Here is a 19,698-nt window from a genome sequence, read left to right as displayed (position 1 = left end):
TCGATACGGCCGCACCGGGTCCACTCCTGGCCGGACAGGTCGGGGTATCCGCTGATGACGAGCAGGGCCAGCGGGACGGCGACGATGGCGAGGGTGGCTGCGTCGGTGGCGATGCCCGGCGCCGTTGTGCCCGAGCAGGGCGTGTACCTGTCCGGCGGGCACGGCTCCACGCTCGCCCTCGGCGGGCTCGTCGCCGGCTGGCTGGCCGGGCAGCACCACCAGTCGCCCGCCGTGGCCCTGCTCGGGGCGCTCGCCGCCGGGGCGGTGGTCGGGGTCGTGAACGGCGTCCTGTGCTGCTACTTCGGCCTGTCCGCGTTCGTCGTCACCCTCGGCATGCTGACCGCCGTACGAGGTCTGGCACAGCAGTTGTTCCCGCTGCCGCTGAGCGGCTTCGGCTCCGGGTTCGCCTGGATCGGCGGGGCACGGATCGCCGGGATCGCGGCACCGGTCGTCATCGCTGCGCTGGTGCTGGCGGCGGGTGCGCTGTTCCTGGCGTTCGCCCCGGCCGGACGGCACGTCTTCGCCATCGGCGTCAACCGGGAGGCCGCCCACCTCTCCGGCATCCAGGTCCGCCGCACCCCGTTCGCGCTGTTCGTCCTCACCGGCGTGGCCGCCGCCCTGGCCGGTGCGGTCAAGGCGTCGGTTCTCGACAGCGTGGTGGCCGGAACATCAGGATCCGGTTTTGAGCTGGCGGTGCTCACCGCCGTGCTGGTCGGCGTGCTCTTCCTCGGCGGCCTGCAGAACGGCCTGACCCTGCTGAACGTGCCGACGTTCTGGCAGCAGATGGCCCAAGGCGTCGCGCTGGTGGCCGGCGCGGCCCTGGCGTACTCCGCACCCCGCGCGGGGCGCTGACCCACCCTCCCCTGAAAAGAGGTCACCGTGAGCGACACCGCTCCCACCCTCGTCCTGACCGGCGGCCAGGTCCTGACCGTCGACGCCGGCTTCACCGTCGCCGAAGGCGTCGCCGTGCGCGGCCGGGACATCCTGGCCGTCGGCAGCGACCCCGAGATGCGCGCCCTGGCCGGACCCGGCACCCGGATCGTCGAACTGGGCGGGCGGACCGTGCTGCCCGGCATCAACGACTCGCATCTGCACGGAGCGGCGTACGGGATGACGAAGCCGCCGTTCGCCATCGACGTCGGCCATCCGGCGGTGGGTTCCCTCGCCGACATCGCCGCGGCCGTGTCCCGGGCGGCACGGGACGTCCCGGACGGAGAGTGGATCGTCGGCCTGGGCTGGGACCCCGGTTACCTCGCCGAGTGCGTGGCCGACCCGGGCCGCTTCCCGCACCGCCGGGACCTGGACGCGGTGGCGCCGGGCCACCCGGTCTGTCTGACCGACTTCTCCTCGCACATGGTGTGGGCCAACTCCGAGGCGCTGCGCCGCTGCGGCATCGACGCGGACACCACGCCCCCGCCCGGCGGCGTCATCGACCACGACCCCGACGGCCGGCCGACCGGCATCCTGCGCGAGGCCGCCGGGCGGCTCGTCCAGGCCGCCCTGCCCGCCCCCACCCTCGCCCAGCGCCGCCAGGCCATCCGGAACGTGATCCGCGAACTGCACTCCCGCGGCATCACCAGCTACACCGAGCCCGGCCTCGGCCCCGGCGGCGCGGGCACCCTCTTCGGCGGCCTGAGCACCGACAACTGGACCGCGTACGCGGACCTCGCGGCGAGCGGCGAACTCCGGGCGCGCGTCAGCGTCCTGCTGCTCCCCGCCCCCATGGGCGGCTCCGCCGCCGACCTGCGCGGGGGCCTGGCCGAACTGCGCCGCCCCGAGTCCGCCGACCCCCGGCTGCTGCGGGCCATCGGCGTCAAGATCTTCGGCGACGGAGTGCCGCCCAACCGCACGGCCTGGATGAACGAGCCCTACCCGGAGGGCGGTCACGGCGCCCTGTGCGTGCACGGCGACACCCCGGCGCTCCAGGTCGACGAACTGCGTGAGATGATCCGCGTCGCCCACGAGGCCGGTTTCCAGCTCGGCGTGCACGTCACCGGCGACCGCGCGATCGACACGGTGGTGGACGCCTTCGTCGCCGCCGACCGGGCCGCGCCACGCCCCGACGCCCGTCACTACGTCATCCACGGCGACTTCATCAGCCCGGGCAGCCTGGCGAAGCTCGCCGCGCACGGCTACGGCGTCAACATGAACCCCGCCATCAAGTGGACCGTCTCCGACCTGATGGACGAGGTCGTGGGCCCCGAACGCTCCGCCTACCAGTGGCCGGTGCGCTCCGCGCTCGACGCCGGAGTACGGGTCTGCGCCAGCTCCGACGCGCCGATCACCGAGCCCGACTGGCGACAGGGCGTGGCCTCGATGATGCTCCGCGAGTCCAAGGCCAGCGGCCGACCCAGCGGCCCCGAACAGCGCGTGCAACTCGCCGACGCCCTGCGCGCCTACACGGCCACCCCGGCCTGGCAGGACTTCGCCGACGCCTGGAAGGGCACCATCGAGCCGGGCAGGGCCGCCGACCTGTGCGTCCTGGACCGGCCACTGCTGGGCCTCGACCCGCACGACATCACCGAGGTCCGGGTGGATCTCACGGTGTTCGACGGGCAGGTGGTGTTCGAACGCTGAGCCCGCCCTTCGGGAGACGCCGTGCTCCCCACCGCCGGGTCCGGTACCTCCCGGCCACCCGGCACACGGTGTAGATGCCGAACGAGATCGTCGTGACGTACGGGCTGATGGGAATGCTGCTGCCCAGCGCGAGCAGGATGCCGCCCTCGATCGAGGCCACGGCGAACAGCACGCTGAGCACGGGCAGCAGCACCGGCGACGCGGTGACCCGGGCGGCGGCCGCCGCCGGGGTGACGACCAGTGTGAGCACCAGCAGCGCGCCGACGACCTGCACCGACAGGGCGACCGAGAGTCCGAGCACCAGCATGAACGCGAAGGACAGCGCACGCACCGGCACCCCGCGGGCCTGAGCCACGTCCGGGTCCGTGCTGGCGAAGGCGAGCGGACGCCACATGACCGCCAGGGCGATCAGCACCAGCACGGACGTGCCGAGCAGCCAGGACATCTGCGGGGTGTCCACGGCGACGATCTGACCGGTGAGCAGCCCGAACTTGTTGGCCGCGCGGCCCTTGTAGAGGGCGAGGAAGAGCACGCCGAGACCCAGCCCGAACGGCATGATGATGCCGATCACCGAGTTGCGGTCCCGGGCCCGTGTCCCCAGCACCCCGATGGCGCCGGCCGCGAGGAGCGAACCGGCGATCGAGCCCGCCACGATGTTCGCGCCCAGCAGCAGTGCCGCCGACGCGCCCGCGAAGGACAGCTCGCTGATGCCGTGCACCGCGAACGGCAGGTCCCGCATCAGGACGAAGACCCCGGCCAGCCCACCCACGAGCCCCAGCGCCACGCCCGCGACGAGGGAGTTGCGGACCAGGGTGAGGAGTTCGCCGTAGTCCGTGAAGTTGAAGATCTGGTGCCAGACCGCGTCGCCGAGCGTCATGCGCGCGCTCCGTCCGTCTCGTGGGCCTGTCCGGGATGGTGCGGCGGCGCGGCCGGCTCGTCGGGGGCCCCGGCGACCACGACCCGGCCACGCACGCGCACCACGTCGACCTGCGTGCCGTAGAGCCGGGACAGCGACTCGGAGGTCAGCACCTCGTCCGGGGTTCCGACGCGGTGGCCGCCGGGGGCGAGGTACAGCACCCGGTCGACCATCCCCAGCACCGGATTGATCTCATGGGTCACGAAGACCACCGCCGTGCCGTGGGAGCGGCGCCGTGCGTCGATCAGCTCGGTGACGGCCCGCTGGTGGTTCAGGTCGAGGGACAGCAGCGGCTCGTCGCACAGCAGGATGCGGGGGTCGGTCGCGAGGGCCTGCCCGATGCGCACGCGCTGCCGTTCGCCGCCGGACAGCATGCCGAGCGGGACGTCGGCGTAGGCCGTGGCCCCGACGGACTCCAGGATCTCGTCCACCCGGCGGCGGACCGGGCCGGTGCGCAGGCGCGGGCCGAAGCGGTGCCCGTCGATGCCGAACCGTACGAGGTCCCGGGCGCGCAGCATGGCCTGCGCGGACAGCGCCGCCTGCTGCGGGACGTACCCGATGTGCCGGGCGGCGTCCCGAGCGGGCCGTCCGAGGACGGTCAGCGTCCCGTCGGACAGCGGCCGACGGCCCAGCAGCGCCCGTACGAAACTGGTCTTGCCCGCCCCGTTCGGACCCAGCACGGCCAGGAACTCCCCGGGCCGTACGTCGAGGTCGAGGCCGCTCCACACCGTTCGGGCGTCGTAGGACAGGGCCGCGTCGCGCAGACTGACGACAGGAGCGGTGTCCTGCCGGGCCACCGGGGTCACTTGGCCAGCGCGCTCGCGAGCGCGTCGACGTTGGCGGTCATCCAGCCGAGGTAGTCCTTGCCCTTCGGCAGGGTCTCGGTGACGGGCACGACGGGGATACCGGCCGCCTCGGCAGCCGCCTCCGCCTTCTGGGTCTGGGGGCCGGAGGTCTGCGCGTTGTAGACGAGCGCCTCGACCTTCCTGCCGCTGAGGAGGGCCAGACTCTCCTGGAGGATCCGGGGCGAGACGTCGTCGCCCTCCTCGATCGCCTCGCTGAACTCCGGGGGCGTCCTGTTCACCAGGCCGCTCGCCTCGATCATGTACAGCGGCACGGGCTCGGTGATGGCCACCGCCGCACCGCCGTGCTCCTTCTTGATCCGTGCCTCCTTCGCCTCCAGTGGCGCGAGCTCGGCCTTGAAGGCCGTGGCGTTCTTCCTGAAGGCTGCCGCGTCGGCCGGGTCGGCCTTGGCGAGGGCCGCGGATATGCGGTCGGCCACGCGGGCGACGGTGGGGAAGTCGTACCAGACGTGCTCGTTCAGCTCGCCGCCCTTCGGCGCGGTCTTGCCGGACACCCGTACGGCGTTGATCACCTGGGCGGAGTCGTTGTGGCCGCTCTTCAGCATGCGGTCGACGAAGTCGTCGTAGCCGCCGCCGTTCTCGACGACGACCTTCGCCTTGGACAGGGCCAGCTGGTTCTGGGTATTGGCCTCATAGGAGTGCGGGTCCTGGTCGGGGTCGCTGATGACCGAGGTGATGTCGACCTTGTCCGCGCCGATGCTGCGCACGATGTCGCCGTAGACGTTCGTGGAGGCGACCACGGGCACCTTGGCCGAGGCGCTCTTGGCGTCGGCGGAGTCCGACGAGCTGCCGCAGCCCGCGAGCAGGGCCAGTGACGCGCTGGTCAGCAGCGCCAGGCGGCGGGACGTGGACAGGGGCATGGCTCCTCCATGACGGATGTGCAGAGGGGGTGTCGGGTGTTCGGCAGGCGCCACGCTAGATGGGAATGAATGTCAAGAGCGGGTTCTGGCCGAAGTCATGTGAAAACCATTGCCGATTATTGGGGAAGATCTGGACTGGTGGTCCAAGCTTTAGACATGTAGTCTAGCTCCATGCGAGAGGCTCTGACTGCGGAACGGGACGCGATCCTCGCCGCGCTGACGCCGGTCGTCGACGGGATCGCCGCGACCTTCGGGCCGGTCTGCGAAGTCGTGCTGCACGACTACCGGAAGCCGGAGAAGTCGGTCGTCGCCGTGGCCGGCTCGGTGACCGGGCGGACGGTGGGCGGCGCGATGAGCGAGATCGGCATGCGCGTCCTTTCCCACGGGGACGAGGCGGCCGACGAACTGAACTACGTCACCCGCACCCGGAACGGGACGCTGGTGAAGTCCTCCACGATGGTGCTGCGGGACTCCACGGGAGCCGTCTTCGGCGCGCTCTGCGTCAACGTGGACGTCGGCGCCGTCAGCCAGGTCCACGGCCTGCTCGGCGCCCTCGCCGGAGTCGGCGCGGCCCCCGCGGAGCTGCCGACCACCACCTTCGGCAACGACATCGACTCCGTGGTCGACGCCCTGGTCGACGCCCACCAGTCGATACAGCGGGGAAGCTGGGCGGAGCTCGACCGCGCCGAGCGCCTGGAGCTGTTCGCCGGACTCGACACCCGCGGGGTCTTCGCCGTGCGCGGCGCGGTCGAGCAGGTCGCCGCCCGGCTCGGCATCTCCCGCGCCTCCGCCTACAACTACCTCTCCCAGGCCCGGGCCGCCCGCGGTGCGGCTTCCGGCACTTCCGCTGGAGGACAAGCGTGACGACCACCACCCCGCCGGTCACCCTCGACGACGTCCGGGACGCCGCCGCCCGGCTCCAGGGCGTCGCCCACCGCACGCCCGTCCTGCGCTCCCGCACCCTGGACGCACTCGCCGGCGCCGAGATCCACCTCAAGTGCGAGAACTTCCAGCGCGTCGGCGCCTTCAAGTTCCGCGGCGCCTACAACGCCGCCTCCCGCCTCACCCCCGACCAGCTGTCCCGGGGCATCGCCGCCTACTCCTCCGGCAACCACGCGCAGGCCGTCGCCCTGGCCGCCCGGGAGCTCGGCACCACCGCCGTGATCGTCATGCCCGAGGACGCCCCGCCGTCGAAGCGGGCGGCCACCGCCGGCTACGGCGCCGAGATCGTCACCTACGACCGCTACACCGGCGATCGCGTCGCCATCGCGGAGGCCCTGGCCGCCGAGCGGGGCCTCGCCGTCATCCCGCCGTACGAGCATCCGCATGTCATGGCCGGGCAGGGCACGGCCGCGCTCGAACTCCTCGAAGAAACGGGGGAGTTGGGGGCGCTGCTGACACCCGTCGGCGGTGGCGGGCTCATGGCCGGCAGTGCCACGGTGGCCAAGGGTCTGCACCCGGACATCCTGATGATCGGTGTCGAACCGGAGACCGGGGACGACACCAAGCGTTCGCTGGAAGCGGGCCGGCGCATCAGTATCCCGGTGCCGCACACCATCGCCGACGGACAGGCTCTGCACACCCCCGGCGAACTGACCTTCTCCGTCAACCGGCGGCTCGTCGACGGCATCGTCCTGGTCACCGACGACGAGATCCGGGACGCGATGCGGTTCGCCTTCGAACGCCTGAAGATCGTCGTCGAGCCGAGCGGCGCCACTCCGCTGGCCGCCCTGCTCACCGGCCGCGCGGGTCCTCTTCCGCGCCGCGTCGGCGTCATCCTGTCCGGCGGCAACATCGACGCCGGGCGCTTCGCCGAGCTCTGCGGAGGTCAGGCCTGAGCGGAAGCTCCCCCGGTTGGCGGCCCCGGATGGACGGGCGGACGATTGAGGAGTAGGGGGTCGGCCGCCCACGGCGGTGTCCAGGGCCGCCGGGTGACCGGGCCCGGCCGCGGGGCTCCGCGGTCTGAAGGGAGCGCGTCATGTTGGAAGTGAAGACGCTCGACAAGCCGGACGAGCGGCGTGATTTCCCCCGTGGTCACATGGAAGCCGTCCACATGACGGATCTCGACTTCGCCGTGGCGACGTTCGAGCCCGGCTGGCGCTGGTCCGAGTCCGTGGCGCCGATCGCGGGCACCCCCAGCTGCCAGATGCACCACAACGGCTACGTCCTCCAGGGCCGCATGCGCATCCGCATGGACGACGGCGGCGAGACCGAGGTCGGCCCCGGCGACGTCTACGTCGTCTCGCCCGGACACGACGCCTGGGTCGTGGGCGACGAGCAGGCCGTGGTCTACGACTTCCAGGGGCAGACGGCAAGGGAGTTCGCGAAGAAGGAGTAGTCCCGGCCGGCCGCGCCGGCCCGGCACACGGTGACGACGACCTTCGCACGCGCGTGCTCCACCTCGCCCTCGTCGCCGGGTCCCGCCTCCGTGACCCCGGAGCGTGGGCCGGCCTTACGTGAGAAACCGACCGGTTTATGCTTCCCCGACTCATAAACCGATCGGTTTCTCATGAGTCCACCGGCCTGATCACACCGGCAGCAGCCGACCCACCAGGGCGCTCAGCTGCCGAGCGGTGCGGCACTCGTGCATCTCGACCAGCTCGGCGTAGGCGGGCGCGGCGGAGTCGCCCGTGCCCCAGCGCGAACGCTGCTCGGGGTTCAGCCAGTAGACGCGGCGGGCCCGTTCGGCGATCCGCCGTACGGCCGGCAGGTTCGGATCGCTCCTGTTCGTACGGGCGTCACCGAGGACGAACACGGTCGTGCGCGGGCCGACCGCGTCACCGTAACGCTCCGCGAACTCGCCCAGCGCCATGCCGTAGTCGCTGCTGCCGTGCCAGCGCGTGAGCGTCGCCTCCGCCTCGATCCGGGCACTGAGTCCTTCCGGGTCCGCGGTGCCGTGCCGGAGGAGATCGGTCACCTCGTCGATCCGGTTGACGAAGGCGAACACCCGCACCTTGCTGAACTGGTCGTGCAGCGCCTGCACCAGCAGCATCGTGAAGTCGGAGAAACCGGACACCGATCCCGACACATCGCACAGCAGCACCAGTTCGGGACGGGCGGGACGCCGTCTGCGCAGCACCGGCTTCATCGGCACCCCGCCCGTCGACAGCGAACCGCGCAGGGTCCGCCGCAGGTCGATCGTGCCCCGGGAGGCACGGCGGCGGCGTGCCGCGAGCCGGGTCGCGAGCTTGCGGGCGAGCGGCTGAACCGTCCTGCGCAGCTCGGCCAGCCTGGCCTTTCCGGCGAACAGGAAGTCGACCTGGTCGGCGGTCGGGGCCACCGCCCGCCGGGCGATCTCGTCCCGGTCGCGCCGCTCGGCGACCCGGCGCCGCGCCTCCGCGGCCACCAACGCGCGGAACCCCTCGATACGCCGCCGGATCTCGTCCTCCAGCAGCCGGTCCGCGAAACCGGAACTCCCGCCCCGGCCCCGCACGTCGTCACGGACCCGGGCGAGCAGGGTCTGCGGGCGCAGCCGTTCGAGCGTCTGGTACGACGACCAGCCCTCCGACCCCGGCGCGGAACCGTAGCCGCCGAAACCGTCCACCGCCTCGACCGCCAGCCGGCCCAGCAGCACCCGGTCGTCGGCGGCGAGCGCCGCCGCCAGCCGGTCGCGCAGATCGTCCCGGCCGGCGGCCCGCTGCTCCGGGTCGCCGACGCCACGCGGGAAGTACAGGTCGAAGACCGGGTCGAACACCTGCCGGCCACCGGTGCCGTGCAGCAGCGTCGCCGCGAGACCCTCGCGCAGCAGCTCCCGGTCCGCGAGGCCGAGCGCCTCGACCGCCCGCGCCGCGTCGACCGTCTCACCGGTGCCGATCCGCATGCCGTGCGCGCGCAACGCCCCGACCAGGGAGGTCAGTCGCTCGGCGACGCCCGCCGGCGTGGTCACAGGGCATCCAGGTCGAGCTTGGCGCTCGCCTTGAGCACGTCGTCCTGGTGCTTGAGGAGCACACCGAGGGTGGCCCGCACGACCGTCTCGTCCAGGGTGTCCGCGCCGAGTGCGAGCAGCGTGCGCGCCCAGTCGATGGTCTCGGCGACCGACGGCACCTTGCGCAGGTCCATCGCCCGCAGCGCGCCCACGACCCGGACGACCGAGCGGGCCAGCGCCTCGTCGAGCCCCGGCACCTTCAGCCGTACGATCCGGCGCTCCAACTCCTCCTCGGGGAAGCCGATGTGGAGGAAGAGGCAGCGGCGGCGCAACGCCTCCGACAGCTCCCGGCTCGCGTTGGACGTGAGGACGACGAACGGGCGGCGCGTCGCCGTGATGGTGCCCAGCTCGGGCACGGTCACCTGGAAGTCGCTGAGCACCTCCAGGAGCAGGCCCTCCACCTCGACGTCCGCCTTGTCGGTCTCGTCGATCAGCAGCACCTTCGGGTCGTCGCCCCGGATGGCGGTCAGCAGGGGCCGCGTGAGCAGGAACTCCTCGCTGAAGATGTCGGTGCGCGTCTCGTCCCACGTCTCGTCGCGGCCCGCGCTGATGCGCAGGAGCTGCTTGGCGTGGTTCCACTCGTACAGCGCCCGGGACTCGTCGACCCCCTCGTAGCACTGGAGACGTACGAGTCGCGCCCCCGCGACCTCGGCGACGGCCTTGGCGAGCTCCGTCTTGCCGACGCCGGCCGGGCCCTCCACCAGCAGCGGCTTGCCCAGGCGGTCGGCGAGGAAGACGGTCGTGGCGACGGCGGGCGAGGCGAGATAGCCGGTCCCGGCCAGACGTGCGGAGACATCGTCGACGGATGTGAACAACGGGGGCCTCCAGGTCGGCGGCAGAGGTCAGACGGGTGTCCAAGCGCTTGCTCAGCGATGATGCCATGGGGGGTCCGAGTGCCGGAAGGTCATGGACCGATCGGCACCCGACATGCGGTGAAGGGGCAGCCGTTCGAAACGGCTGCCCCTCACGCGTCCTCGGTCACGCGGCCGACGCCACCGCCCGCACCGCGGGAGTGCGCAACACCCGCCGGGCCGTGGCCAGGCCCGTCCCCAGCGTCACCGCCGCCGCCACCGCCACGACCGCGAGCCACACGCCGAACGCCTGCTCCGGCAGGACCGCGTCGGTGCGGACCACGGTGAACGGGACGATCCCCGCCAGCGCCGCCAGCGTGCCGCAGCACACACCGGTGACCGTCAGGACCAGCCCCTCGGCCCCCACCACGCCAAGCACCTGCCCGGGGCTCGCCCCGGCGAGGCGCTGCTGCCCGAACTCCCGCTCGCGGTAAGTGGTCGCCGCGTACAGGGAGTTGACCAGCATCACGCAGACGAAGACCACGATGATGCCGACGACCGTGAAGTTGAGCGTCTCCAGGTTCTTCGCGTCGACCGACTTCACCGCCCCCGAGGCCGCGACGGCGTCGCTCTCCACCGCCTGCATCGTCAGCGTCGCCGTCGCGACGGCGGTGAACAGGATCAGCGACATCAGGATCCCGGCGAGCTGCCCGGCCCGCTCCCGCAGATTGCGCACCGCCAGCCAGCCGCTCGCGCCCCCGAGCGGCAGCCGGTCCAGCACGCCCGCCAGCAGTCGCGGTGCCTTCAGCGCGCACCCGACGGACAGCAGGATCGCACCGTACGCCGGCGGCGCCATCAGCGCCGCGTCCGTCGCCGAGAAGACGAACGTCGAGGTCACCGACACCGCACCGGCCACCAGAGCCGCGTAGGCGAGGACCGTCCGCGCCCGGCCCCGCCGCCGGCCCCCGCCCGTCGCCCGCCGCACGGCGAGGAACGCGGCACCCGCGGCGGCGAGCAGCGTGATGCCGGCACCGGTCTGCAACGCCACGGGACCGAAGGAGTGGTCCACGGACCGGGCGACCTGACCGCTGTCCTGGAACACGCCGAGCAGCGCCCGGCCGCCGAGCACCGCCGGCCCGATCGCCAGGGCCGTGCCCACCAGGGCCACGGCCACCGCCTCGCCCACCACCATCCGCTTGATCTGCGCCGGAGTCGCCCCCGAGCAGCGCAACAGCTCCATCTCGGCGGCCCGCTGACGCACGTTCACCGTCAGCGTCGAGGCGACCGCGAAGAACACCAGCAGGGTGCCGTAGCCGCCGACCACTCCCGCAGCGGTGGACAGGGTCTCCGAACTCACCGAGTCCACGCCCGGCTGCCCGGCCGTGTCGTGCATCGAGTTGAACGTCATGATGATCACCGCGCCCAGGAACGCGGACAGCAGGGTCGCGAGGAACCGCCCGGGCCGCTGCCGTATCGACCGCATCGCGAGAACGAACACGGCTCACACCCCCGCCGGCACGTCGTCGCCCAGGTGCGCCAGCCGCTCGGCGACCGCGTCCGCCATCGGGCCGTCCATCCGGCCCGCCAGCCGGCCGTCCGCGAGGAACAGCACACTGTCGGCGTAGGAGGCGGCGACCGGGTCGTGCGTCACCATCACCACCGTCCGGCCGTGCACCCGCACCGCCTCCCGGAGCAGCCGCAGCACGTCCCGCGCACTGCGCGTGTCCAGCGCGCCCGTCGGCTCGTCCGCGAAGATCACCCGCGGTTCGGTCACGAGCGCCCGGGCGATGGCGACCCGCTGGCGCTGACCACCCGAGAGCTGGTCGGGCCGGTGTCCGAGCCGGTCGCCGAGGCCCACGGCCGCCAGCACCTCCCGGACCCGTTGCCGGTCCACACGCCGCCCCGCCAGTTTCAGCGGCAGCACCGTGTTCTGCGCGACGGTCAGCGTCTCCAGCAGGTTGTACTGCTGGAACACGAACCCGATCCGGCCGCGCCGGAACTTCGTCAGTTCGGCCTCGCCGCCGCCCGTCAGTTCGGTGCCGTCGACCCGCACGATCCCGCTGTCGGGCCGGTCGAGACCAGCCGCGCACTGCAGCAGCGTGGACTTGCCGGAACCGGACGGCCCCATCACCGCCGTGAACGTGCCCCGCCCCAGACCGAGCGTCACACCGTCCAGGGCGGTCACGGCACTGTCGGCGCTCCCGTACGTCTTGGTGACCTTGACCAGCCGCAGCGCCTCGGCGGCGGGTCCCGGGTCCTGGTCCTGTCGTGGTCCGGTGCGCAACATCGTCGTCCCCCTCGTCCGGCACGCCCTGTGCCTCGCCCACGACGCTACGGAGAAGGCGGCTCACCCACACTGGCCGCAGAACCCGTATCGCGGGGTGTACTCAGCGACACCCCGCGACTCGGGACCGCACCAGGAGTGCGGCTCGTCATGACTGGGGGAGGGGTGCTCCCGGCCCTGGCCGCGGGTACCCGGTCGCTCCGGCAGGGAAGGGGACACGGCATGCAGATCGATCTGAAGGGCCGCACCGCTCTGGTGACCGGCTCCACGCAGGGCATCGGCGCCGCGATCGCCGCGGGGCTGGCCCGGGCGGGCGCCCGGGTGGGTGTCAACGGCCGCTCGCCCCGGCGGGTGCAGGAGGCCGTGGACCGGATGCAGGGCGAGGTCCACGGCGCCGGCCTGGTGCCCGTGGCCGCCGACGTGACCACCGACGAGGGCGCCCGGCAGGCGCTGGACGCCCTGGGCCGGGTGGACGTCCTCGTCAACAACCTCGGCGTCTTCGAGTCCGCGGACCCGCTGGAGATCAGCGACGACGAGTGGCGGCGCTACTTCGAGGTGAACGTCCTGGCCGCCGTGCGCCTCACCCGTCTCGTCCTGCCCGGCATGACCGAACGCGGCTGGGGGCGCGTCCAGTACATCGCCAGCGACTCGGCCGTCGTCATCCCCGCCGAGATGATCCACTACGGCATGTCGAAGACCGCCCTGCTCGCGGTGAGCCGGGGCTTCGCCAAGCAGGCGGCCGGCACCGGTGTCACGGTGAACTCCGTCATCGCGGGGCCGACCCGCACCGGCGGCGTCGAGGACTTCGTCCACCAGCTCGTCGACCGTGACCTGCCCTGGGACGAGGCCCAGCGCGCCTTCATGCGACAGCACCGGCCGCAGTCCCTGCTCCAGCGGCTGATCGAGCCGGAGGAGATCGCCAACATGGTCGTCTACCTCAGCTCCGACCAGGCCTCGGCGACGACCGGCGGCGCCCTGCGCGTCGACGGCGGCTACGTCGACTCGATCCTCCCCTGAGCCGGCTCTCAGTCGCTCACCAGCACCACCTCCAGCGTGCGCGGCCCGTGCACCCCCTCGACCCGGTCCAGCTCGATGTCGCTGGTCGCCGACGGCCCGGAGATCCAGGTCAACGGCTGCGCCGGGTCGAGGCGTTCCAGACCCTGCGGCACGGACGACACGACCTGGCCGGGCACGCGCACGACACAGATGTGGTGGTCCGGGACGAGGGTGATCCGGCGCCGCCCCTGGTCGGGCGAGCCGTCCAGCACGATCGTCCCGGTCTCCGCGATCGCGACCGCACAGGCCGTCACCACACTGTCCACCCGGTCGAGTTCCTGCGGCGTGCTCTCCACCCGGTCCGCCACCCGCGTCACACCGGTCGCCGCCAGCCACCCCTCGTCCAGCCCGGGCGGGACGAGCACCGACGCCGCCCCGCGCTTCTCCAGCAGCCCCGCGATCAGCCCCGCCAGCCCCTCGGCGTCCGTACGGTGCACGATCGCCCGGTAGTCCGCCAGGTTCTCGGCGAGCAGTTCGACGGTCTCCTCGACACTCCGGTCCCCGTGCTCACGCGCATAGTCCCGCGCCACCGCCTGGTCGTACGGCTTGTCGTCCCGCGGTACGTCCGCCAGCGCGCGCCGCACCCGCCCGAGAATCCGCTCCCTGCTGTTCACCTGGCACCGTCCTTCCCGCCGCGCGTCCGCTGCCACCAGTCCCGGAACGGCTCGGCCGGCACCGGCGGCAGATCCCGGGTCCCGCTCCAGGCCCGGCCGGGCCCCGGCAGCGTACGGGGATGGAAGCGCCGGGTCCGGGAGGCGGCACGCTGTCCGGTGCGCAGCGCGCCCGGGTGCGTGAACGCCCAGCGGGCCGCGCGCATCGCCGCCCGCTCGGCGGCATGCCCCTTCGCCGGCCGCAGCACCACCTTGTTGCCCTCCCGGGTGACCTCCCCGCCCTCCACCACCCGTTCCCGCAGATGCACCAGCACCTCCGGGATGTCGATGGCGACCGGGCACACCTCGTAACACGCCCCGCACAGCGAGGACGCGTACGGCAGCGAGGCGTCGATCTCGCTGGCCGTGCCCCGCAGTTGGGGGCTGAGGATCGCGCCGATCGGGCCCGGGTACACCGAGCCGTAGGCGTGGCCGCCGGCCCGCTCGTACACCGGGCACACGTTGAGACACGCCGAGCAGCGGATGCAGCGCAGCGCCTGCCGGCCGACCTCGTCGGCGAGGGTGTCGGTGCGGCCGTTGTCCAGCAGCACCAGATGGAAGGTGCCCGGCCCGTCCTCGTCCGTGGTGCCGGTCCACGTCGACGTGTACGGGTTCATGCGCTCCGCCGTCGACGAGCGGGGGAGGGTCTGGAGGAACACCTCCAGGTCCCGCCACGTCGGCACGATCTTCTCGATGCCGACGACCGAGATCAGCGTCTCGGGCAGTGTCAGGCACATCCGGCCGTTGCCCTCGGACTCCACGACCACCAGCGTGCCCGTCTCGGCGACCATGAAGTTGGCCCCGGAGATGCCGACCTTGGCGCGCAGGAACTTCTCCCGCAGGTGCAGCCGGGCCGCCTCGGCGAGTTCGGCGGGCGTGTCGGTGAGGCCCTCGGGGGCCGGGCGGCCCCACTCGCTCATCTCACGGGAGAAGATGTCCCGGATCTCGCCCCGGTTGCGGTGGATGGCCGGGACGAGGATGTGCGAGGGCCGGTCCTTGCCCAACTGCACGATCAGCTCGGCGAGATCCGTCTCGTAGGCGCGGATGCCCTCGGCCTCCAGCGCCTCGTTGAGCCCGATCTCCTGCGTCGCCATCGACTTGACCTTGACGACCTCCGACTCGCCGGTCATCTTGACGAGCTGGGTGACGATCTCGTTGGCCTCGGCCGCGTCGGCGGCCCAGTGCACGATGCCGCCGGCCGCCGTCACCGACTCCTCCAACTGCTCGAGGTAGCGGTCGAGATGACGCAGCGTGTGGTCCTTGATCCGCTTGCCCGCCTCACGCAGCTCGGCCCAGTCGGACACCTCGGTCACGGCCTTGGCCCGCTTGGCGCGGATGGTGTGCGTGGCGTGCCGCAGATTGCCGCGCAGGGTCTCGTTGCCCACGGCCTCCCGCGCGGCCTGTGGAAACGCCGGCATCCCGACGAACGTCCCGCTCATACGGCCGGTTCCTCCTCCGTGCTCGCCAGGATCTCCGCGATGTGCACCGGCCGCATCCCGGTGCGCAGCCGGGTCATCGTCCCGCCGATGTGCATCAGACAGGAGTTGTCGGCCGCGCACAGCACCTCGGCGCCCGTCGACTCGGCGTTGCGCACCTTGTCGGCGCCCATCGCCGCCGAGACGTCGGCGTTCTTCAGGGCGAAGGTGCCGCCGAACCCGCAGCACTCGTCGGCCCCCGGCAGCTCGGCCAGCTCCAGCCCCTTCACGGCCTGGAGCAACCGCCTCGGCCGGTCGCCGAGGCCCAGCCCGCGCAGCCCGTGACAGGTCGGGTGGTACGTCACCTTGTGCGGGTAGTACGCCCCGACGTCCGTCACGCCCAGCACGTCCACGAGGAACTCCGTGAGCTCGTACGTCTTCGGCACCACCGGGGCCAGCGTGGCCGCGAGGGTGTCCCCACGCCCCTCGGCCCGGGCCCGCTCGCCCATCCGCGGATACAGCTCCCGCACCATCGCCCCGCACGACCCGGACGGCGTCACGATCGCCTCGTACGCGCCGAAGACATCGGAGAAGTGCCGGGCGAGCGGTTCGGCCTCGTGCCGGTATCCGGTGTTGTAGTGCGCCTGGCCGCAGCAGGTCTGCGCCATCGGGAAGTCGACGTCGACGCCCAGTCTGGTCAGCAGTTTCACCACGGCGCGCCCGGTGTCCGGATACAGCGTGTCGTTGACGCAGGTCAGGAACAGGGCGACACGCATCGCGGCTCCTTGTGGTTGATCATCGGATGAGTGCAGCGTAGTCCGGGGACGAGAGCGTGGGGAGACCCCGTCAGCCCCCGGCGAGCCGGTCCTGCGCGGCGCGCCAGCGCTCGGTCCCGCCGCGCGGCTCGTACCGCGTGAGCGGCTGGGTACGGACGAGCAGCCGCCGCATCCCCGCCAGGTCACCGGCCAGTCCGTGGGCCCGCGCCTGCACGAGCACGTTCCCCAGGGCGGCCGCCTCGGTCGGCCCCGCGACCACCGGCAGCCCGCAGGCGTCGGCGGTCAGCTGGCACAGCAGCGCGTTGCGCGTACCGCCGCCCACCACGTGCACCACGTCGACCGGATGCCCGGCGAGCCGCTGCGCGTCCTGGACGGCCTTGCGGTGGGCGAGGGCGAGGGAGTCGAGGATGCAGCGCGTCACCTCGGCCCGCGACTCGGGCACGGGCTGCCCCGAGGCCCGGCACGCCTCGGCGATCCGCTCCGGCATCCGCCCCGGCGCGAGGAACGCCGCGTCACCCGCGTCCACGACCGACCGCAACGCCTCCACCCTGGAGGCCTCCAGCAGCAGTGCGCCCAGGTCCGGGTCGCCCCAGGCCCGCACGCACTCCTGGAGCAGCCACAGCCCCATGATGTTGCGCAGGTACCGGACCGTGCCGTCCAGCCCCAGCTCGTTGGTGAAGTTGGCCGCCCGGCTCTCCTCGGTCAGCACCGGCGCGTCCAGCTCCAGACCGGCCAGGGACCAGGTGCCGGTGCAGATGTACGCGAACCGCTCCCGCCCGGCGGGTACGGCGGCCACGGCCGACGCGGTGTCGTGCGACCCGACCGCCGTCACGGGCACGGGGCCGGTCAGCCCGGTCTCCTCCAGCACCGCGTCCCGCAGCACACCCGCCGGATCACCGGGCTGCCGCAGCGGCGCGAACAGCCCCAGGTCGACACCCAACCGCGAGGCGATGTCGTACGACCAGTCGCGCGTCCGGGGGTCGATCAGCTGGGTCGTCGAGGCGTTGGTGACCTCGGTGCCCTGCTCGCCGGTGAGCCAGTACGTCAGGAGGTCGGGGATGAGCAGCAGCCGCCGGGCGAAGGACAGCTGGGCCGAGGAGCGGGCCGCCGTCAGCTGGTACAGGGTGTTGAAGGGCGCGTACTGCAACCCGGTCGCCGCGTACAGCTCCTCCGCCGGGACGGTCGCCCACACCTTCTCCGCGACCCCTGCCGTCCGGGAGTCCCGGTAGTGCACGGGATTGCCGAGGAGCGCCCCGTCCGCGTCGAGCAGCCCGTAGTCCACGGCCCAGCTGTCGATGCCGACCGAGTCGACCTGCCCGGCCGCCTTCAGTCCGTCCAGCACCCCCGCGTACAGGCCCAGGACGTCCCAGCGCAGCCCCTCGGGCAGCCGCACGGGCCGGTTCGGGAAGCGGTGCGCCTCGGTCAGCTCCAGGCTGTCGGGGCCGACGCGGCCGACCATGACGCGCCCGCTGGACGCGCCGAGGTCGACCGCGGCGTACGACTTCACGGCCCCGCTCACCGCAGGAAGGCGGCCGCGACGCCGGCGTCGACCGGGATGTGCAGCCCGGTGGTGTGGGTCAGGTCGCCGCCCGTGAGGGCGAAGACCGCGTTCGCGACATGCTCGGGGAGCACCTCACGCTTGAGGATGGTCCGCTGGGCGTAGAACTCGCCGAGCTTCTCCTCCTCGACCCCGTACACGGCGGCCCGCTGGGCCCCCCACCCGCCGGCGAAGATCCCGGAGCCGCGCACGACACCGTCGGGGTTGACGCCGTTGACGCGGATGCCGTGCTCGCCCAGCTCGGCGGCGAGCAGCCGCACCTGGTGGGCCTGGTCGGCCTTGGTGGCCGAGTAGGCGATGTTGTTGGGCCCGGCGAACACGGCGTTCTTCGAGGCGATGTAGACGATGTCGCCGCCCAGCTCCTGCGCGATCATGACCCGCGCCGCTTCCCGCGACACGAGGAAGGACCCGCGCGCCATGATGTCGTGCTGCAGGTCCCAGTCCTTGGCCGAGGTCTCCAGCAGCGGCTTGGAGATCGAGATACCGGCGTTGTTGACGACGAGGTCGACGCCGCCGAAGGCCAGCACGGCCGCCTTGAAGGCGTCGGCGATCTGCTCCTCGGACGTGACGTCCACGGTCACGGCGACGGCCTTGTCCGGCCCGCCCAGCTCGTCGGCGACGGCCTGGGCGTTGCCGCCGTTGAGGTCCGCGACGACGACGCACGCCCCCTCGGCCACGAGCCGGTGCGCGATGGCCTTCCCGATCCCGCTGCCGGCACCGGTCACCAGCGCCACCCGCGTCGCGAGCGCCTTGGGCTTCGGCATCCGCTGAAGCTTGGCCTCCTCAAGGGCCCAGTATTCGATGCGGAACTTCTCGGACTCCTCGATCGGCGCGTACGTGGACACAGCCTCCGCGCCGCGCATCACGTTGATGGCGTTGACGTAGAACTCGCCGGCCACCCGGGCGGTCTGCTTGTCCTTGCCGAACGAGAACATGCCGACCCCGGGCACCAGCACGATCGCCGGATCGGCGCCGCGCATGGCGGGGGAGTCGGGCAGGGCGTGCCGCTCGTAGTAGGCGGCGTACTCCGCGCGGTACTCCGCGTGCAGCTCCTTCAGCCGGGCGACGGCCTCGTCGAGCGGAGCGGTCGGCGGCAGGTCGAGGACCAGCGGCCGGACCTTGGTCCGCAGGAAGTGGTCAGGGCAGGAGGTGCCGAGCGCCGCCAGCCGCGGATGCTCGGCGCTCGCGAGGAAGTCGAGGACCACCTCGGAGTCGTTGAAGTGCCCGACCTGCGGCCGGTCCCGGGAGGCGAGGGCACGGACGTACGGCGCGAGCGCGGCGGCCCGCTCCCGGCGCTCCCCGGCACTCAGCGCGGCGTACCCCTCGAGCACCGACCCGAAGGGCTCGTCCTTGCCACGCTCGGCGAGGAACTGCTCCGCGGTCCGGATGATGTGCAGCGAGTTCCGCTCGCACTCCTCGGACGTGTCCCCCCAGGCGGTGATCCCGTGCCCGCCGAGAATGCACCCGATGGCCTGCGGGTTGGCCTCCTTCACTGCCGCGATGTCCAGCCCCAGCTGGAATCCGGGCCGCCGCCACGGCACCCACACGACACTGTCCCCGAAACACTCGGCGGTCAGCTTCTCCCCGTCGGCGGCGCAGGCGAGCGCGATACCGGAGTCCGGGTGGAGGTGATCGACGTGGGCGGCCTCGACGAGCCCGTGCATGGCGGTGTCGATGGACGGCGCCGCCCCGCCCTTCCCGTGCAGGCAGTAGTCGAACGCGGCGACCATCTCGTCCTCGTGCTCCACGCCCGGGTAGACGTCGACGAGCGCCCGCATCCGGTCCAGCCGGAGCACGGCCAGCCCGGCCTCGGTGAGAGTCCCGAGGTCACCGCCGGACCCCTTGACCCACATCAGCTCGACGTCACCGCCGGTGACGGGATCGGTCTCGGTGCCCTTCGCGGAGGCATTGCCTCCCGCGTAGTTGGTGTTACGGGGATCGGAGCCGAGCCGGTGGGAACGGGCCAGGAGAGCGGCGGCTTCGGGATGGGTTGCCATGACAGTTCCTTTTCAGAAGAGAGTGGGTGA

The 19,698-nt window shown here is 72.4% G+C and carries 18 protein-coding genes; 6 read left to right on the top strand and 12 right to left on the bottom strand.

All coding sequences use genetic code 11. The annotated features are described in order from the left end of the window. Nucleotides 1-93: 93 nt before the first annotated feature. Together GTY47_RS34495 and GTY47_RS34490 are read left to right on the top strand one after the other, a co-directional pair. Entirely contained in the window at nucleotides 94-852 is a 759-nt protein-coding gene (locus GTY47_RS34495; protein ID WP_231911202.1) for an ABC transporter permease, read from the top strand. Nucleotides 853-879: 27 nt separating this feature from the next. Continuing rightward, nucleotides 880-2,577, top strand: a complete 1,698-nt coding sequence (locus tag GTY47_RS34490) for an amidohydrolase (RefSeq protein WP_010040737.1) — start codon at nucleotides 880-882, stop codon at nucleotides 2,575-2,577. On the opposite strand, the gene GTY47_RS34485 is transcribed toward GTY47_RS34490, so the two are convergent. From GTY47_RS34485 to GTY47_RS34475, 3 genes are read right to left on the bottom strand one after another with little or no spacing between them, the layout of a single operon-like run. Continuing rightward, nucleotides 2,540-3,454 (bottom strand): metal ABC transporter permease, encoded by a 915-nt coding sequence (locus GTY47_RS34485; RefSeq protein WP_010040736.1) that lies wholly within the window; start codon nucleotides 3,452-3,454, stop codon nucleotides 2,540-2,542. The two genes, GTY47_RS34490 and GTY47_RS34485, sit on opposite strands and share 38 nt — an antisense overlap. After that, entirely contained in the window at nucleotides 3,451-4,299 is an 849-nt protein-coding gene (locus GTY47_RS34480; RefSeq protein ID WP_010040734.1) for an ATP-binding cassette domain-containing protein, read from the bottom strand. Before GTY47_RS34480 ends, GTY47_RS34485 begins: the two co-directional genes overlap by 4 nt. Then, nucleotides 4,296-5,216: a zinc ABC transporter substrate-binding protein gene (locus GTY47_RS34475; protein WP_010040731.1), complete on the bottom strand. Its 921-nt coding sequence runs from the start codon at nucleotides 5,214-5,216 to the stop codon at nucleotides 4,296-4,298. Before GTY47_RS34475 ends, GTY47_RS34480 begins: the two co-directional genes overlap by 4 nt. Before the next feature lie 171 nt (nucleotides 5,217-5,387). On the opposite strand from GTY47_RS34475, the gene GTY47_RS34470 reads away from it, so the two are divergent. From GTY47_RS34470 to GTY47_RS34460, 3 genes are all read left to right on the top strand, one after another. Then, nucleotides 5,388-6,080, top strand: a complete 693-nt coding sequence (locus GTY47_RS34470; RefSeq protein ID WP_010040729.1) for a PAS domain-containing protein — start codon at nucleotides 5,388-5,390, stop codon at nucleotides 6,078-6,080. Then, a complete protein-coding gene (locus GTY47_RS34465) occupies nucleotides 6,077-7,054 on the top strand; it encodes a pyridoxal-phosphate dependent enzyme (RefSeq protein ID WP_010040727.1) in 978 nt (325 codons plus the stop codon). The genes GTY47_RS34470 and GTY47_RS34465 overlap by 4 nt, the downstream gene beginning before the upstream one ends. A 140-nt stretch (nucleotides 7,055-7,194) precedes the next feature. Then, nucleotides 7,195-7,554 carry a cupin domain-containing protein gene (locus tag GTY47_RS34460; protein ID WP_010040725.1) on the top strand — a complete coding sequence of 120 codons (360 nt, stop codon included), beginning with the start codon at nucleotides 7,195-7,197 and terminating at the stop codon, nucleotides 7,552-7,554. A 189-nt stretch (nucleotides 7,555-7,743) separates the two neighbouring features. Here GTY47_RS34460 and GTY47_RS34455 read toward each other — a convergent pair whose 3' ends face one another. From GTY47_RS34455 to GTY47_RS34440, 4 genes are all read right to left on the bottom strand, one after another. Further along, nucleotides 7,744-9,102 carry a VWA domain-containing protein gene (locus tag GTY47_RS34455; protein WP_010040722.1) on the bottom strand — a complete coding sequence of 453 codons (1,359 nt, stop codon included), beginning with the start codon at nucleotides 9,100-9,102 and terminating at the stop codon, nucleotides 7,744-7,746. Then, complete coding sequence (locus GTY47_RS34450; RefSeq protein WP_010040719.1) at nucleotides 9,099-9,956, bottom strand: MoxR family ATPase; 858 nt, start codon at nucleotides 9,954-9,956, stop codon at nucleotides 9,099-9,101. Before GTY47_RS34450 ends, GTY47_RS34455 begins: the two co-directional genes overlap by 4 nt. A gap of 163 nt (nucleotides 9,957-10,119) precedes the next feature. Next, nucleotides 10,120-11,430, bottom strand: a complete 1,311-nt coding sequence (locus GTY47_RS34445; RefSeq protein ID WP_010040717.1) for an ABC transporter permease — start codon at nucleotides 11,428-11,430, stop codon at nucleotides 10,120-10,122. A 3-nt stretch (nucleotides 11,431-11,433) separates the two neighbouring features. Further along, nucleotides 11,434-12,219 carry an ABC transporter ATP-binding protein gene (locus GTY47_RS34440; RefSeq protein ID WP_010040716.1) on the bottom strand — a complete coding sequence of 262 codons (786 nt, stop codon included), beginning with the start codon at nucleotides 12,217-12,219 and terminating at the stop codon, nucleotides 11,434-11,436. Between the two features lie 219 nt (nucleotides 12,220-12,438). Between GTY47_RS34440 and GTY47_RS34435 the strand changes: the two genes are divergently transcribed. After that, entirely contained in the window at nucleotides 12,439-13,233 is a 795-nt protein-coding gene (locus tag GTY47_RS34435; RefSeq protein ID WP_010040715.1) for an SDR family oxidoreductase, read from the top strand. 8 nt (nucleotides 13,234-13,241) lie between these two features. Here GTY47_RS34435 and GTY47_RS34430 read toward each other — a convergent pair whose 3' ends face one another. The 5 genes from GTY47_RS34430 to GTY47_RS34410 all read right to left on the bottom strand — a co-directional run bounded on the left by GTY47_RS34430 (nucleotide 13,242) and on the right by GTY47_RS34410 (nucleotide 19,668). Beyond that, nucleotides 13,242-13,886, bottom strand: coding sequence for a lactate utilization protein C (locus GTY47_RS34430; RefSeq protein WP_010040714.1), 645 nt, complete (start codon nucleotides 13,884-13,886; stop codon nucleotides 13,242-13,244). Then, the gene (locus GTY47_RS34425; RefSeq protein WP_010040713.1) at nucleotides 13,883-15,361 is read right to left on the bottom strand and encodes a LutB/LldF family L-lactate oxidation iron-sulfur protein; all 1,479 of its coding nucleotides are present in this window, start codon (nucleotides 15,359-15,361) and stop codon (nucleotides 13,883-13,885) included. Before GTY47_RS34425 ends, GTY47_RS34430 begins: the two co-directional genes overlap by 4 nt. Further along, entirely contained in the window at nucleotides 15,358-16,113 is a 756-nt protein-coding gene (locus GTY47_RS34420; RefSeq protein ID WP_010040711.1) for a (Fe-S)-binding protein, read from the bottom strand. The genes GTY47_RS34425 and GTY47_RS34420 overlap by 4 nt, the downstream gene beginning before the upstream one ends. Nucleotides 16,114-16,183: 70 nt before the next feature. Beyond that, complete coding sequence (locus tag GTY47_RS34415; RefSeq protein WP_029181233.1) at nucleotides 16,184-17,632, bottom strand: rhamnulokinase family protein; 1,449 nt, start codon at nucleotides 17,630-17,632, stop codon at nucleotides 16,184-16,186. Then, nucleotides 17,629-19,668 carry a bifunctional rhamnulose-1-phosphate aldolase/short-chain dehydrogenase gene (locus tag GTY47_RS34410; RefSeq protein WP_010040707.1) on the bottom strand — a complete coding sequence of 680 codons (2,040 nt, stop codon included), beginning with the start codon at nucleotides 19,666-19,668 and terminating at the stop codon, nucleotides 17,629-17,631. The genes GTY47_RS34415 and GTY47_RS34410 overlap by 4 nt, the downstream gene beginning before the upstream one ends. Between the last annotated feature and the right edge of the window lie 30 nt (nucleotides 19,669-19,698).

The sequence above is a fragment of the Streptomyces sp. SID5464 genome (genome assembly GCF_009862985.1).
Classification (GTDB): Bacteria; Actinomycetota; Actinomycetes; order Streptomycetales; family Streptomycetaceae; genus Streptomyces; species Streptomyces chartreusis_D.
This window is presented reverse-complemented; position numbering and strand designations above follow the sequence as displayed.